Raw genomic sequence first — 13432 nt, 5'->3', positions numbered from 1 at the left:
GAGTTTCAGCCCTCGTTAATCACGAGCAGATAGCTATCCTCGACGGGTTTTGTCATTTCAGTACCTATCCACATAATGTAGTATTCCTTTTCTATCCTTGCCCACCTGATTAAGAGCTGGCTGATAGACTGTTTTCACCCTCATATTAGTTCCTTCCGGTACTACTGTTACAATCACAGGTTTATCCTTGTAGAACTTGAGGTATTTGAACCCAAAGAGCTTTTTAGCATCTCTGCTGCCTTTGTGGTAATTGCTGTACACTTCGTCAGGATCGGTGAGTACATCTAAAATAGAGCCACCTAATCCATACCTGGACTGCGAGTGATCTGATCCAATCACGTCCGCACTCATTAGTAGTGGTCTGTCTAATGCATCTGTAATCGTAATATTCCCGCCCTGTCCATCCATCTGATTATAGAGCTTTGCGAAATGGTCTAACCATCCTTTTTTGCTGGTGAAACCCTGCTTTAATGCTGGTTGATTTGACTTGCTGTAAATCTTGTCAATCGACCGCAGACCGTAGTCTTTGGGTTTGAGATCAAATAGCGTTTTACGTTTAATCTGGCTCTCTCCAAAGTAGGGATGATTGATCCCGAACACCTCACCCTGCACTGCGCTATTGCCAATGAATGGACTCTTGTTATTTACCACGTCCTTAGCCTTGGCGAAGGCGTTTGCTTTAGGGGTCACTCTACCTGTCCTAAGTTGCTGTACATCGCATCTACAGCCATATCCTGCCGGAGGCCAGTAGCTGTACCAGAACGGATCATCAGCCGGACGGATAATACCATCAAGCTTTCGGTGCTCTGGTCGTGTTCTGGAATCGTTCACGGCATCCCATCTGAGCAGAGGAAATACCTCTTTATCATTAATGATGTCCTGGTATCTTCTAGCCATTTGTCCTGAGGCTACCACCGTCTCATACTCGGTACGTAGATAGTTGGTGTTGAATTGCTGGCCGATCTTGGCAGCCTCTACCTTGTAGTCGTTGAAAGACCTGATCTTGTCCTTGTCAACTACCAGATTGCTTAGGGCTTTCATTTCTACCAGACTCTTGGCGTGGCTGAATGCAAACACATTGGCACGAATATGAGACAGAGCTACATAGTCCGGTCTATTGTAATTGATAAAGCTCTTATTGAATCCTTTATAGATCACTCGTCCTACCGCTTGCGTAAGCTCTGCTAGTCCTGTAGATACTACCTGATCCCATACTTGCTTTACGAGCTTATTGAAGGCGGCCTCTACCTCTGCCGATTGTTCCTGGTCTAGGTTAGCCTTATGATCGTGGTTACAACCTACGGGCAAGATGTATAGTTCATTCAAGCTGGCCTCTATGTCCTCAACGCTGAGGGCTTCAAAATGCGCTGAGGTTTCTACTTTCCCTCGCTCGTGGAGCTTGCAGGGTCGGTGTCTGGTGCTGTACCGCTTGTTTTTCTACCTATCACTGGTGTGCCGTAGGTTTTCTCTATATACTGCTCGTCAATATCGAAGTTCTCACCTATCCAGGTGTCAATGGCGAGCTGACTGTCTGCCAGTTTCAGCTTGCTAGACATATTGAATCGGACGCCCTTGCCTTCGAGTGGATAGCCCCAGCTCGTCAGGAATGGCAAATACTTGTCGTTCCAGATATGCTCGCACAGTCTCACGTCTGCTTTGGTGTAATCGTTCTTGGTGCGCTCGTGCACCTCAGCCGATCCCACGTGAGACTTTTCATCTGTGCTACCACTACCACCAAGGAATAGTTTGCTGATCTGTTCGTCTGCATACTTGGCAGCTTGTAGGAATAGATTGTACACGTCCGTGTTCGTATTCTCGTGTACTTTCAAATCCGTACCCTCAGGGAATATACTGCCCAGGCTATTGCTCATGGCTTTTAGGTTGGTCTCTATCTTGTCCCATATAGCCTCGTCTCTGCTGTTAGTGGTGGCTGTAACCGGAGGTATGCCAAATATATCCTGGTATCTGTTCCAGTGGTTGATGGCGTATTTCTTAAATATAGTGTATCGTGAGGCTGGCAGCAACAAGCCTAGCTCGCCACTATCTATGATCATGTAGTGCCTGCTGTACTTTTCGTCGTGCAGATAGATCAGCTCATCACCATTCACATCAGGTCGTATGGCATTCCACTCTGGTACGCAGTGCTCACGAGGGAATACTCTTACTCTGGCTACTTCCCACTGGAGGTCTTTACCTGGTTTGAAAGACCACTGCTCTGGCGTGAATCCGAAAGGAATACTTTCTAAGATCATGCGAGTGGCATCATAAAACCATTTCTTCTGGATCAGTGGCGTCAGATCGCTATCAGTTTCTCCAGACTCCAGGTCGTATATCTCCGCAGGGATATTGAGTACATTTAGAAAGCGGGTCTGTAGCGTAGTGATGAGGTGCGGGTCTAGTACTGCATCGTCAAAGACATCCATCAGCTCCGATCTGTCTGGTCGGTCAATATCTATGGCGCATTGGTGCGCTCCTCTCCAGTGCTTTACCTCTATTCTGCTGAGTACTTTTTGCTGTTTCATCAGCTTGATATATTCATCATTCTGGTGATCCTTCAAAATTTGCGCTCTAAGCGATTCGGTACTGTTTACGTATGATAAGACTAGTTTATTTAGATAGTTCATTTTAACCGACTTTAAACCGACAAATACGGCGTGTTTCTTTACTGTTTATTGATTAGTAGTAGTAATCATCTGAGTGACCACTCCACATGCGCACTCCTGGGCTTTCTGTTTCGCCGTCTGCATTGAGCAGTAGCGGCCAGCCTGGAGTGATCATGTCTTGCTGCACGTCTTTGAAAAAATCCCGTGCCTCCTTGTATTGTTCATACCGATCCTCCGGTACATTTCGCTTGGCGATTCGAGTGTACAGAATGTACAGAGTGAAGTAGATACAGTACTCTACCAGCGTAATATCTCTGGTGTCGTTGGTCGTACCTACGTCTGTATCGTCTATGGCTGTGAATAGCGTATCTGTATCGTACTTGCGGAGTAGGTACTTTTTGACCTTACTTATTGCCTTCTTTTCCGCACTCGCAATCGTATCGGCGTTGCTGTTTGATATCACATCCAGCTCCTCCGTGTTGATGATGTCTGCGTAGTCTGCGGTATGTATGAATTTTAGTGCCATATTATTCTAGTTTTCTTTATTAGGAATAAAAGGTTCAATCTTTATTTTCGGCCATCCCTCATTATTTGCAGCGATACAGTGAATGATGTCAATCACTTTTGAATTTTCGAATTGTTCATTTTCAGATAATAACCAAATTCTTTCTCCAACTCTAGGGAGGAATTTGTATTCAGTACTATCATTTACTAAATGAACTTGATTCCCATTTTTATCAATAAACTCTATCATGATCAGTCAATGAAATTTGATGTTCGCTTGATTATTCGTACACGATCGATGTGGTTGGCGGCTCGCTTGTTTAGTTCGAAGATGGCCGACTCCAGAGAGTCAGGTGGATCATCCTTTGCACCGCTGCCTTTCTCGAAGGCCATGAGACAATCGACGCAGGTCATAAAGTCAGGATCACGTTGTTTGCGTTCGTTGAACCATACATAGCCCCGCTCAAATACTGGCGACATATTTTCTATCCGGTCGAACTTGTTGCCCTTTTGTCGCTTGTCTCCCCTGATGGGTAGGTAGTATCCTCGCTGATCACCCTCCTCGTCGAAGTCGTTCAAGAACATGCCCTGGATGAAATTGGCCTCTATGATATAGACCACATCTAATCCCCTCAGCTTGTCCTCGTACAAATCGTACAACCATCGGGCAGCGTTGGTAGTGCTAGTCTGTCTGTTGAAAGCTTCCAATACATGGAACTCACGACCTTTCTTACCTACCAGGTGTATGGACTTGAGGTCGCCACTATCTGTGTAAGACAAATCACCATAAGCAACCAGCGCATCATACTCCTCGTATGGCAGTGGCTTCTTGTACCTGATCCATTCAGGTTTGAAAATATAGCCATCCTCTATAGGATTGTTCATGTATTCACGCTCCCATACTCGGTAGGTGGAGTCCTCTTTCTTCTTTTTCCAGTACTGATCGCTGTAGCGTTCCGGCCAGGTGGATCGTCCTTTCTTATCCACGGCGTTAACAAGGGATATCTTGGTAGTTGATTTTTTACCAATCTCATCTATGATGGTATCGATCACTCCGTTTTTCACCTTGCGGTTATTATTGATTACCATGCGCCGCTTATCAAACCGCATGGCCTCGCTCAGGTTGGAAATGATATTATCAGTAGCCTCACGTATGATTACCTGATTACGGGCTTTCTTTCGGTTGTCCACATCATCCACACTACAGTAGTCTGGTCGGTTAGCTCCGTCACGGAGTCCAGCTGGGTCTTGTAGATATGACAGGCATTCAAAGGCTACTCCTTTGGTAGTCCTAAATGAACCCTCAGACCAATCGCCATGAGAAAACTGTACGCCGAAATCATTAATGATCCGCTGGTTAAACTGGAGCTGGGTCTGTATGTCTCTAATGAGTCGGGCAGCTTTCACCTGATTGAATCCCATTTGGATCATAAACCACATATCATCATTAAACATCAGGTGCAGCGGATAGCCCATGTTTCCATGAGTGGATTTCGCAGACTGACGGTGGTGTATTTGCATGAGGGTAATGATAGGATTGTCGTGCAAAAGCTGAGCGTTCCTGACCTGATACCTGGCGCATTCGGTTTTGCCCTGGTCACAATAATCAGGAAAGTAGTACATGAAAAACTCACCGTAGTTTTCAGACCTCAATAGGTGTTTTATCCGTGCCTCACGCTCATGCTTTTTCTCATGTAGCTTATAGGAGGTATTCTGCTGTACCTCGTCACAAAACGCCAGCCACTTGTCGTATTCCTTTTGTGTGATGCCTTGCAGTCTAGCCATTAGAGCCGTGTATTTTCACATTGATAAAATCTTTCATCCAGGCATTGAGCATTTTGGCTGCCTGTACACCATCTACTACCACCTCATCACCATCGATCAGGTGCATCTTTTGACTGTCGCCCTGTGTAAACAGCCAGTTGGTGATGTCCTTGAACACCTCTATATAGTTGGACAGGTATAGCTCACGGCCTTTGAGCTTTTCGATAGCCGCTGCGATCTTACTGATCTTGTCGGCATTGGCTATCATGGCTTTACCATCATCCTCAGTGCTCAGCTCGTAGAGCCTCTGATTGAGTGCCGCTATGATCTTAGGCGTGGTGATAGAGTTCTGTTTGCGCTCCTCCTCCCAGCCGTGTTTTTTTATCCATTCCCTCAGCGTCTTGTCGCTGATCTCGCAGATATCGCATATCTCCTGCTGGTTAAAATCAGAGTACACATACAGGTCGTGAGCCTTTGCTCTTATTGAATCTTTACTTAATGCCATGAGACAAAATAGAGGGTAAAATCACTGAGAATCTAACCCGAAAAACAAGCATTGAACCCATGTTTACAATGCTTGCGTGATAGCCTTCAATCCTTGTTTTTGCCTCTTGCAGGGCATAAAAAACGGTCATTTCTTTGGTCTCATTATTTGTTGTAAAACGCAAAACAAACATGAGAATCAAGTGAGCAAGTGGTTTGAAAACATAGTAGCAAAAGCGGGTAAACCTGTGGAGTGGCGACTGATTGGAAACATCGGCCAATGGAAAGATATCAATGCCAAAGATTTCAACGCTCAGTTGTCAGTCCTGGAGTCTAAGCACTCCGATATTGATATGATCCTACACTCTGGAGGTGGTGGAATCTACGAAGGCTTACAGCTTTATAATAGAGCCAAGCGAAGCAAGGCCACGATCAATACTGATATAGAAGGCTTAGCCGCCTCTATGGGTAGTGCCTTAGCCATGGTAGGTAAGCACAGACGTATGGCTAGAAATGCGAGGATGATGATGCACCAGGGCAATGGCAAAGTAGAAGGCTCAGGCAACAAAATGATTGAGGTAGGTAAAGACCTGAATGCCCTCAATGAAACGCTTGCTGAAATCTACGCTGAGGCGATCCAATGGAAGCACCCAGACCGTGACGCTAAATGGGTCATGGACAACTGGCTGGCCGAGGGTAAAAACACCTGGTTCTCTGGTCAAGAGGCTTTTGACGCTGGTTTGGTGCATGAGGTGTACGATTCCAATATTAAAGCTGCACCTGCTACCGCTTCCATTGAGGAAATGGTGGCGTTTTACGACAATTCACTTACAGACATTATTGATGATCCTGCCGCTGGGCTTGACGATGGGTCACCACATTCTAATCAAAATAAAAATCCAATGAAAAAGGAACAATTCATTTTGATGCTGGCAAAGCACGGCATCACATTCAGTGACTCTGCGACTGCTGACGGAAGCGAGGAAACATTTATCGGTGAGCTTTCAGCCAAGATCAAAGAGTTGAAAGCATCGGCTGACACAGCGATCAAACTGCAAGCAAGGATAGCTGAGCTGGAAGGCGATGCGCTGACCGAGGAGATCACCGCTGCGGTGAAAGATGGCAGAATCTCTGAGAGCCAAAGAGGCCACTATGAGAAACTGGCCTCCATGACTTCCAATGAGGAGGTGATTGCCTCTATCAAAGAAATCCCAGTACCAGAGGCTCACATAGAGGTGACTCCACGCCAGAAGAAAAAGGACGCTGACGGCTCACTTTCAAAAGAGCGTGAGAACTGGAACTATCAGGCATGGCAAGAGAACGATCCAGAGGGATTGATTGCTCTGGCGGATGAGGACGAGGCGAAGTTCAACGCGCTGATCGAGGCATACGATCCCGAGCAGGAGTCCAACGCCAAAAAGTAAGTATTTAAGAACTCTAAATAAAAAGCAATGAATATTCAAACTCAAATAGAAACGGCACAGATCATCTATGCTAAAGAGTTGGTAAAGCTGTTGTTTCCGAATGATAGCTGGCTGATGAAATCAGTGAGCCATGACGCTTACGTGAAAGGGAAATCCGTACAGGTTGACCAATTCAGCGGCAAACCTAAGTCTCGAAAAAACAAGGTCAATCTCAAGATTGATGCAGTGCGCAGAACCTTGACGAAAAAGAGCTACGACATCTCTGAATTTGCCACTGACCCTGAGGCTATCGTGTTCACCGAGGCCATGCTATCTAATCCTCAGTTGCGCTCGGCGACTATGGAAGCGCACAAGGAAACCTTGCAGGAAGATGTAGCCATGGACTTAAAGTCTCAATGGGCAGCCACAGAAGCTGAGCGTATCATCAGAACCACTGGTGCTACCAACGTAGCTGCTGGAGCTACTGGAGCTACTGGCACAAGAAAGTCTGTGGCTTACGTGGACTTTTTAAACGCCTGGAACCAGTTGAATACTGATAAAGTGCCATTGGAAGGCCGTCAGGTTTTAGTGCCTGTCACTATGCTACCTCAGCTATTTCAGATCGAGGAGTTTATCAAGTACGATTTCATCTCTGACAGAAATGGAATGCCAATCAAATCAGGCGTAATCGGAAACATTTTGGGTATGGAGGTTTGGGTAGACCTTGATGACTTCCCTGTACAATACGACGATACTGCAACTCCAGTACCAGAGGGGCTTGTACCTGATGACGACGGTAGCCCTGGAGGTGTGACTTACGCTGGTGCTATCGACAATAATCTGAGTATCATGGTTTGGCATGAGAAGTTTGTGACCAGAGCGAAAGGTGCTGCCCAGGTGTTCATCCAGTTGAAGCACCCAGAGTATCAGTCTGATATCATGAGCACCAACTGTATTGCAGGTGGTTCTAAGCTCAGAAAAGACAATCGTGGTGTGGTCAACATTGTTGAGACCCTAGTCACCACATAAGACAGTAACATTCATATTTTCTCAAAATGCAGTGCGGGACTACCTGCTAGGTAGCCCGCACAAGTTACTGACTGACAATGGCAGGAAAGACACAAAAGCAACTCATTGAAGATATCCACCGAGGGCTTTACGGCGATGAGAAAAACGGCACACTCGGTCTGATCGAACGACAAAAGATTGATGAGGAAATCAGGGCGGATCATGAATTAAGGATCAGCAACCTAGAGCGATTCAAGAAAGGCTTGGTGTGGTTTTCTGGTGTAGTAGCCACGTTCCTAACCAGTGTACTGTCATGGGAAAAGATAGTCATGTTTTTAAACAAGAATTGAAATGATCTACAGCGAAGTCAAAGAATTATTTGAAGCACTCGGACACCGATTTTACGACCACGGCGCATACAATGTGAACCTATTCGGCATCAGGAAACGAGGCAGCGTCAATGAGTTTGACGATATCCTGGGTATCGCCTTTCGAGATGATATGGGTAACCCTGTTGTGATCGAACACAAAGGCACGACTAAACCAGGACTATACTGGCTAAAGAGCAAGAAAGGCAATGCCAACGGCACAGCCATTCTGCAACCAGGACAATATCCAGGCTGCTGGATGCTGGGTGAGCACAAAGGCTACCCAGCACTGGTACAAAAAGGAATGCCATTCAAGGTGTGGCGAGATGGTGATGAGGATGGTGAGTTGGACTATGAAGGTAAGACCTACACTGACGTGACTGGCTTGAATATGCACACCACCAGCTTTAATAATGAGATAGACAAGGTAGGTGCCTATAGTGCCGGATGTCAAGTGCGTCAGTTCGACGAGGATCACATAGCGGTGATAGAGATTTTAAAAAGGAGTGCGGCCAAATATGGCAACTCTTTTAGTTACACATTAATAGACTTCAATTCATAATGAAAAAGCCATTTAAAGAAACTGCCTTCGGTAAAATCCTGGGCAAAATATTGTCGGTAACTGCTGACACTAATCCAGTAACTAAGACGATAAAAAAGGTGATCGTGGGCGGTACCATCGAATCCATGCCCTTATCAGCATTTAGGGGAGTACTGGACATCAATCAGGATGGCAAGGTCAACATCAAAGACCTGCGAGAAATCAAATGGGATGACCTGGCAAAGCTGGCGGTAGTCGGCGGTGTATGGTTTGCCCTGCATCATTTCAAAGTACTCAGTGCTTTGGGATTTTAAATAGACTTTGAACTTAAAACCCATAACAATGGACAATAAAGCAAAAACCTTATTCGAAAATAACCCAAAGCTAAAAGCCTTGTACAAGGTGAAGGGTGAGCCGATCTACTTCACTAAGAAAGACGGTGCAGACGATCATGTGAAAGACTCGGAAAAAGAGTACGAAACGATCAACCGTCCAGTAAGCGAAGCTGAGCAGCAAGCCAAAGACGAAGCGGAAGCAAAAGCCAAGGCTGATGCTGAGCAAAAAGCTAAAGAGGAAGCGGCTGCTAAAGCCGAGCTTGAAGCTGCCATAGCTGCGCTGCCTGATGGTGACCCTACTGAGGCGTGGACTATCCCGCAGATTCAGACTTGGCTCACCGCCCGTGAGGTGAAATTCGCCTCTAATGCAAAAGAGGCTAACCTACTGGGCAAGGTGACTGAGTATTTAGAAGCAAACAAGGCTAAGTAATCATGAGCACCAAAGGAGTAATCATATCAAAAGAGAAGCCCGCTGTAGGCGTGACGCTTGGAGATCGCAGGATTTCTGGGCTGATCGCCAATGCAGTGGCGGTGGCGAGTACGTTTGCACTCAACAAACTCTATAAGATCAACAGTGTCAAGGATGCTGAGGATATACTGGGTATCGATGATGCTTATGATGTAGCTAACTCTGTAGTACTCTATCATCATATTGTAGAGTTCTACGAGGAGGTCGGACTAGATAGTGGTGTAGACTTCTACCTGTATGGAGTAGCTCAGTCGACCACCATGGAGGAGATGGTAGACGTGGCCGGAACTATCGGTAAAGGCCTGATCAATGGAGCTAATGGTGATGCGTTCCAGATTGGTATCGCAAGAAACCCGACTCTCCCATTTGTACCTACTATAGTAGACGGAGTGTGGGAGGAAGTAATGGACGCAATCCCTAAAGCTCAGGCTTTGGTGGATTGGGCATTTGGTAAAATGTTCCCGACACGTATTGTCCTGGAGGGCAAATACTTCACTCCTCCAGTGAGTGGAGCGCAGAATCTTAGGGATATCACCAATGTGAAAGCCCCTAATGTGAGTGTGGTGGTGGGTCAGGATTGGGACTTTGCGGAGTCTGATGCTGCCTTCAACAACTACGCTGCTGTAGGTACTTGCCTGGGTACTATCGCTGCCGCTGAGATCAATGAAAATATCGGCTGGGTCGATGAGTTCAATTTGACGGACGTGGCTGCCGAAAGATGGGAGACTGCCGGACTCAGTAACCACGGTTATGTAGAAGACTATCAGGAAGACTGGGAGCTACTCGATAGTAAAGGCTACATATTTCCACAGACCTACCCTAGAGTGGATGGTTACCGCTGGAACAATGACCACACCTGTACACCTATCGAGGTAGATGTAGAGGGTAACATGAATGAGGCTTATCAGATGTTTGGTAGGACAATGGACTCTATGGCAATGAGTGCTTATGGTGCTTTGATTGGTAGAGTGAAATCGCCGCAACCTGTGAACCCAACTACAGGCAAGTTACCTACAGTGGTGGTGGCTGATTTCAAGGCAATTGCCGAGAAGCGAATTGATCAGGACTTGGATGGCAAGATCAGTGGCCGTGAAGTAATCATTGACAAGGATAGTAACCTACTACCTCCGACCAGTCAATTGGATATGGCTGTTAAAGGAGTACCATATGGGTCTACCAGCACGATCAAGGTAAAAATTGGACTTGTAAAACAACTATAAGATGGCAATCAAAAAAGGATTCGGATACAAGGATATAGATGCAGTGATACTGGGTAATGTGCCACTGTTTATATCAGAATTGACCTACAAGGTGACGCACGAAAAGTCGAACCGAAAAGGGCGAGGTGAGCGTATTGTGAGCCGTCATAGAGGTGGCAAGGAATACGAAGTCAATATGATACTCGGTATGGAGGAATGCGTAGCCATTGAGAGGGCTTTGCAAACCAAGTATGGAGCGGACTTTGACCCTACTGATCTCGATCCATTTGACATACCTGTTGTCTACGATAATGGTGAGCAGGTGGTGGCGGACATCATCAAGGATTTTGAATGGACTGAGTGGGGACGTGGTGGATCACAGGGAGACCTGGAGATTAACCAGACTGTACCTGGCATCTGTTCGGATATCAAGTTTAGCGTACCAGTATAAACATTAACACTCCCCTGAAATATGGGGAGTTTTTCAAACATAAATTTTACTACAGTGAGCAAAAAAGAAAAAACGGCAGAGCAGCTCGAAAAGGAGGAAGCTCTAGCCATTATGAAAAGGTCTGGGGTTACCCAGGAGTTTATTGATCAGTGCCTGGATAAGCATGGCGAGGCTAAGGTACACGCCTTTGAAGTACCACTTGATGATACGTACGAGGAGTATGTACTAGGCATAGTGAAAGACCCTCCACCGCCGGTACTCAATGAGTATCTACGCAAGGCTGAGCGTGTGCCGCTCGATGCAGCTAAGTTACTATTGAATAGTATATGGTTGGGAGGCTACGAGGGCATCAAGAAAGAAAGGGCTTTGATGATGTCCTTTATGGAGCAGCTCAGTAACGTACTGGTGGGAGGCCAGGGACGTACAAAAAAGCTCTCAAGGAGTACCCACCCTTAACGTGGATGGATCAAAACAATGCGCTGCTCAAGCTACATTTCAATATAGACCCAGCGATCCTCAGTGATGAGGACTGGCTACTAAATTCAAAACAGCTTGAGTGGCTCATGAAAAACAATCAAATACCAGGCATCAAATACGAGGATTAAATGGCAGAGTATCAGGTAGAAATCACCAAACGCTTTTTAGCGGCCTTCCCTTCTAATGGATTGATAGGCTATGCCGCTGGAGTCAACTCTGGTATCTACAAGAACCTGCCATTTAGCGAGAGGCAAGGAATATTCCAGGGGCAAGATGCTCCCTTTGGTAAATCAAAGTTTGGTACTCCGCTTTGGGATTCGATTAAGATCAAGACGCTAGAGGATGATCCAGTAGAGTACACGTTTCCAAATGATCCGATGGTAGACCCGTCGTTTCAAAAGAAGAAAACCGAAACTGAAATTTTTGGCGGCCAGAGTGTGATAGAGGCGGCGGGTAGTAAGGCTACAGCTTTTAAGATCAAAGGCATCCTGTGGAATAATGACGGGCAGTATCCAGAGGATCAACTAGCAGAGCTGCTTGAAGTGTACCAGCCAGATACAGAAATAGAAGTGATTAGCAGTCGGATGTTTCTGTATTTCAATATTGACCGACTGTTTATAGAGTCTCTATCCTTGCCAGCCATCGAGGGCTACAGTGATAGTCAGCCTTTCGTGATCTATGCCAGAGAGACTCGACCAGTAGAGTTATCAATTTTTGAACCATAAACGATGTATTATGAAAAATCTAAATGTAGTATTAACCCTAACCCTCATACTTATGAGTGTGTTTAATCCCGACGTGCGCTGTGAGGTAGGAAACCTCAGACCATTCAGTGAGATCAATCAAGTACAAGTGACCTCTAGCTGGAAAAACCTGACGGATGTGGCTACTATTGACATGCCTAAAAATGTAGTAGTACGACAAGACAATCAAACGCTCACAGAGCTAAATGATCACATCAAAAAAGGTGATCGAGTGATCATATCTACTGGCTACTCACCTAATATGAATATGGAGTTTCAGGGCTTTGTACGGTCAGTAAGTAAGAATGTACCCTTACGGATAGAATGTGAGGACTATATGTATTTACTCAAGCTCGATGCACATACCTTTTCACTCAAAGAGCCTACACTCAAGGACATTGTGAATAAGGTTTTGACGGGTGATAACATCGATCAGATGAGAGCTGATGGTTATGACTTTGATGTTAGTATCACTGACACTGAGCCACTATATGATCAGTTTACTGCCAGGTCGGCCACGGGTGCGCAGATACTACAGCAAATCAAGGATGAATTACCTTTTGCAGCTTATTTCACTATCGATCCAGAGGGTAATAATAAACCTCAGTTGATAGTAGGCTATCGTCCAGGCTATGGATCATATACCGCTGATGAATCGAACCTGAAACCAGTGCTGAGGTTTGGGACGAATGTGCCGAAAAACGGATGGAATCTAACCTATCAGAATGAGGATGATGTAAAAGTAAAGATCAAGGCCATTAGCAATCTAAAGAGTGGTAAAAAGCTCATCGTAGAGGTCGGCGACCCTACCGGAGAGGTGCATACCAGGAACTATCCACCGATCACAAAAGATCAACTGACGCAGTATGCCAATGAGGAGCTGAGGAATTTCAAACGCAACGGATTGGATGGGCAAGTCATGGCCTTTGGTGAACCATTCATCAAACATGGCGATACGGTGATTATAGATGATCCGATCTATACCAAAGAGACCAGGCGTGTGATCGTGGATGAAACCGTACTGACCATCACAGAGAAGCCAACAATTAGACGCAAGGTAGTACCAGGGCTAAACGTATAGCTT

18 protein-coding genes are annotated in these 13432 nt (G+C 45.8%); 12 read left to right on the top strand and 6 right to left on the bottom strand.

Annotated features, from left to right (window positions below; translation table 11 throughout):
* Positions 1-57: 57 nt before the first annotated feature.
* From ACOQO5_RS12165 to ACOQO5_RS12140, 6 genes are read right to left on the bottom strand one after another with little or no spacing between them, the layout of a single operon-like run.
* Entirely contained in the window at positions 58-1326 is a 1269-nt protein-coding gene (locus ACOQO5_RS12165) for a phage minor head protein (protein ID WP_420581954.1), read from the bottom strand.
* A 50-nt stretch (positions 1327-1376) separates the two neighbouring features.
* Positions 1377-2624 (bottom strand): phage portal protein family protein, encoded by a 1248-nt coding sequence (locus ACOQO5_RS12160; RefSeq protein ID WP_420581953.1) that lies wholly within the window; start codon positions 2622-2624, stop codon positions 1377-1379.
* A gap of 52 nt (positions 2625-2676) precedes the next feature.
* Positions 2677-3129, bottom strand: a complete 453-nt coding sequence (locus ACOQO5_RS12155) for a hypothetical protein (protein WP_420581952.1) — start codon at positions 3127-3129, stop codon at positions 2677-2679.
* Between the two features lie 6 nt (positions 3130-3135).
* The gene (locus ACOQO5_RS12150) at positions 3136-3357 is read right to left on the bottom strand and encodes a hypothetical protein (protein WP_420581951.1); all 222 of its coding nucleotides are present in this window, start codon (positions 3355-3357) and stop codon (positions 3136-3138) included.
* Between the two features lie 2 nt (positions 3358-3359).
* On the bottom strand, positions 3360-4892 hold the full coding sequence (locus ACOQO5_RS12145) for a hypothetical protein (protein ID WP_420581950.1): 1533 nt from the start codon (positions 4890-4892) through the stop codon (positions 3360-3362).
* Positions 4885-5376: a hypothetical protein gene (locus tag ACOQO5_RS12140; protein ID WP_420581949.1), complete on the bottom strand. Its 492-nt coding sequence runs from the start codon at positions 5374-5376 to the stop codon at positions 4885-4887. Before ACOQO5_RS12140 ends, ACOQO5_RS12145 begins: the two co-directional genes overlap by 8 nt.
* A gap of 181 nt (positions 5377-5557) precedes the next feature.
* On the opposite strand from ACOQO5_RS12140, the gene ACOQO5_RS12135 reads away from it, so the two are divergent.
* From ACOQO5_RS12135 to ACOQO5_RS12080, 12 genes are all read left to right on the top strand, one after another.
* Positions 5558-6778, top strand: a complete 1221-nt coding sequence (locus ACOQO5_RS12135) for a Clp protease ClpP (protein WP_420581948.1) — start codon at positions 5558-5560, stop codon at positions 6776-6778.
* Between the two features lie 27 nt (positions 6779-6805).
* Positions 6806-7786: a hypothetical protein gene (locus ACOQO5_RS12130; RefSeq protein WP_420581947.1), complete on the top strand. Its 981-nt coding sequence runs from the start codon at positions 6806-6808 to the stop codon at positions 7784-7786.
* 77 nt (positions 7787-7863) lie between these two features.
* The gene (locus ACOQO5_RS12125) at positions 7864-8115 is read left to right on the top strand and encodes a hypothetical protein (protein WP_420581946.1); all 252 of its coding nucleotides are present in this window, start codon (positions 7864-7866) and stop codon (positions 8113-8115) included.
* 1 nt (position 8116) lies between these two features.
* Entirely contained in the window at positions 8117-8695 is a 579-nt protein-coding gene (locus ACOQO5_RS12120) for a hypothetical protein (RefSeq protein ID WP_420581945.1), read from the top strand.
* A complete protein-coding gene (locus ACOQO5_RS12115) occupies positions 8695-8988 on the top strand; it encodes a hypothetical protein (protein ID WP_420581944.1) in 294 nt (97 codons plus the stop codon). Before ACOQO5_RS12120 ends, ACOQO5_RS12115 begins: the two co-directional genes overlap by 1 nt.
* 28 nt (positions 8989-9016) lie before the next feature.
* On the top strand, positions 9017-9439 hold the full coding sequence (locus ACOQO5_RS12110; RefSeq protein WP_420581943.1) for a hypothetical protein: 423 nt from the start codon (positions 9017-9019) through the stop codon (positions 9437-9439).
* A gap of 2 nt (positions 9440-9441) precedes the next feature.
* On the top strand, positions 9442-10698 hold the full coding sequence (locus ACOQO5_RS12105) for a DUF2586 family protein (protein WP_420581942.1): 1257 nt from the start codon (positions 9442-9444) through the stop codon (positions 10696-10698).
* 1 nt (position 10699) lies between these two features.
* Positions 10700-11128: a hypothetical protein gene (locus ACOQO5_RS12100; protein ID WP_420581941.1), complete on the top strand. Its 429-nt coding sequence runs from the start codon at positions 10700-10702 to the stop codon at positions 11126-11128.
* 21 nt (positions 11129-11149) lie between these two features.
* Positions 11150-11584: a hypothetical protein gene (locus ACOQO5_RS12095; protein ID WP_420581940.1), complete on the top strand. Its 435-nt coding sequence runs from the start codon at positions 11150-11152 to the stop codon at positions 11582-11584.
* A gap of 5 nt (positions 11585-11589) precedes the next feature.
* On the top strand, positions 11590-11733 hold the full coding sequence (locus tag ACOQO5_RS12090) for a hypothetical protein (protein WP_420581939.1): 144 nt from the start codon (positions 11590-11592) through the stop codon (positions 11731-11733).
* The gene (locus ACOQO5_RS12085) at positions 11734-12330 is read left to right on the top strand and encodes a DUF6046 domain-containing protein (protein ID WP_420581938.1); all 597 of its coding nucleotides are present in this window, start codon (positions 11734-11736) and stop codon (positions 12328-12330) included. It abuts the gene before it with no gap.
* Positions 12331-12340: 10 nt separating this feature from the next.
* The gene (locus tag ACOQO5_RS12080; RefSeq protein WP_420581937.1) at positions 12341-13429 is read left to right on the top strand and encodes a hypothetical protein; all 1089 of its coding nucleotides are present in this window, start codon (positions 12341-12343) and stop codon (positions 13427-13429) included.
* Positions 13430-13432 lie beyond the last annotated feature (3 nt).

It is taken from the genome of Reichenbachiella sp. (assembly GCF_965223055.1).
Taxonomy (GTDB): Bacteria; Bacteroidota; Bacteroidia; order Cytophagales; family Cyclobacteriaceae; genus Reichenbachiella.
This window is presented reverse-complemented; position numbering and strand designations above follow the sequence as displayed.

What these genes read in the sequence shown, in the direction of transcription:
- ACOQO5_RS12090 (WP_420581939.1), top strand. Translation starts at nt 11,590, where the DNA reads ATGGATCAAAACAATGCGCTGCTCAAGCTACATTTCAATATAGACCCA.
- ACOQO5_RS12140 (WP_420581949.1), bottom strand. Translation starts at nt 5,376, where the DNA reads ATGGCATTAAGTAAAGATTCAATAAGAGCAAAGGCTCACGACCTGTAT.
- ACOQO5_RS12120 (WP_420581945.1), top strand. Translation starts at nt 8,117, where the DNA reads ATGATCTACAGCGAAGTCAAAGAATTATTTGAAGCACTCGGACACCGA.
- ACOQO5_RS12095 (WP_420581940.1), top strand. Translation starts at nt 11,150, where the DNA reads ATGGGGAGTTTTTCAAACATAAATTTTACTACAGTGAGCAAAAAAGAA.
- ACOQO5_RS12145 (WP_420581950.1), bottom strand. Translation starts at nt 4,892, where the DNA reads ATGGCTAGACTGCAAGGCATCACACAAAAGGAATACGACAAGTGGCTG.
- ACOQO5_RS12130 (WP_420581947.1), top strand. Translation starts at nt 6,806, where the DNA reads ATGAATATTCAAACTCAAATAGAAACGGCACAGATCATCTATGCTAAA.
- ACOQO5_RS12110 (WP_420581943.1), top strand. Translation starts at nt 9,017, where the DNA reads ATGGACAATAAAGCAAAAACCTTATTCGAAAATAACCCAAAGCTAAAA.
- ACOQO5_RS12155 (WP_420581952.1), bottom strand. Translation starts at nt 3,129, where the DNA reads ATGGCACTAAAATTCATACATACCGCAGACTACGCAGACATCATCAAC.
- ACOQO5_RS12085 (WP_420581938.1), top strand. Translation starts at nt 11,734, where the DNA reads ATGGCAGAGTATCAGGTAGAAATCACCAAACGCTTTTTAGCGGCCTTC.
- ACOQO5_RS12080 (WP_420581937.1), top strand. Translation starts at nt 12,341, where the DNA reads ATGAAAAATCTAAATGTAGTATTAACCCTAACCCTCATACTTATGAGT.
- ACOQO5_RS12160 (WP_420581953.1), bottom strand. Translation starts at nt 2,624, where the DNA reads ATGAACTATCTAAATAAACTAGTCTTATCATACGTAAACAGTACCGAA.
- ACOQO5_RS12125 (WP_420581946.1), top strand. Translation starts at nt 7,864, where the DNA reads ATGGCAGGAAAGACACAAAAGCAACTCATTGAAGATATCCACCGAGGG.
- ACOQO5_RS12100 (WP_420581941.1), top strand. Translation starts at nt 10,700, where the DNA reads ATGGCAATCAAAAAAGGATTCGGATACAAGGATATAGATGCAGTGATA.
- ACOQO5_RS12115 (WP_420581944.1), top strand. Translation starts at nt 8,695, where the DNA reads ATGAAAAAGCCATTTAAAGAAACTGCCTTCGGTAAAATCCTGGGCAAA.
- ACOQO5_RS12150 (WP_420581951.1), bottom strand. Translation starts at nt 3,357, where the DNA reads ATGATAGAGTTTATTGATAAAAATGGGAATCAAGTTCATTTAGTAAAT.
- ACOQO5_RS12105 (WP_420581942.1), top strand. Translation starts at nt 9,442, where the DNA reads ATGAGCACCAAAGGAGTAATCATATCAAAAGAGAAGCCCGCTGTAGGC.